Below are 534 nucleotides of genomic sequence, written 5' to 3' on the forward strand. Positions count from 1 at the left end.
CTCACTGCTAGGAGCCGGGCATAATATGATTTCACCAATAGACGTTGCCACCTTCTAGCTTTTGCATCTTGTCCCGATTTAGCTGCTTGAAATATACTCTTTTGGAGCTTGAAAATTTTCCGTTGAACCTTAGTCCATGGGATTGTCTTCCATGCGTTGTTCGTAGTCTTGATTGGTTTTGGTTTTCCAAACCCTTTCTTTGAACTCGCTATCGCCATATGTACACCTACTAGATTCTATTTCTTTACAATCAAACCGTGACCTGTTAGCATATCCCTACTGTTACAGCAGGGCGTTGGCTTTTGGTCACATCTCACCCCCTAATAGGCTTGCGCTTACACTTTTACTACTGACTTTCTCGACCAGATTGTCAGAGCCTGAAAGGGGTTAAAACGTTCCATTTATATGGGCATTCCATCTTTAGATTTGTCTTTTCCACCGGGGTACTTTTAAAGGTCTGTGTAGGTAGTAAATAGAAGCCCCTACTTTTCCCCTTACTCTTTTGAGCGCAGCGTATCAACCTATTTCGCTACT

The 534-nt window shown here is 42.7% G+C and carries 1 protein-coding gene; it reads right to left on the reverse strand.

The window, feature by feature from the left end; translation table 11 throughout:
• Window positions 1–218: reverse transcriptase N-terminal domain-containing protein (locus P5674_RS25755; RefSeq protein ID WP_315643421.1), on the reverse strand; the 218-nt coding region annotated here is incomplete at its 3' end.
• Window positions 219–534: the final 316 nt, after the last annotated feature.

It is taken from the genome of Limnospira sp. PMC 289.06 (assembly GCF_032350395.1).
In the GTDB taxonomy this organism is placed as follows: domain Bacteria; phylum Cyanobacteriota; class Cyanobacteriia; order Cyanobacteriales; family Microcoleaceae; genus Limnospira; species Limnospira platensis.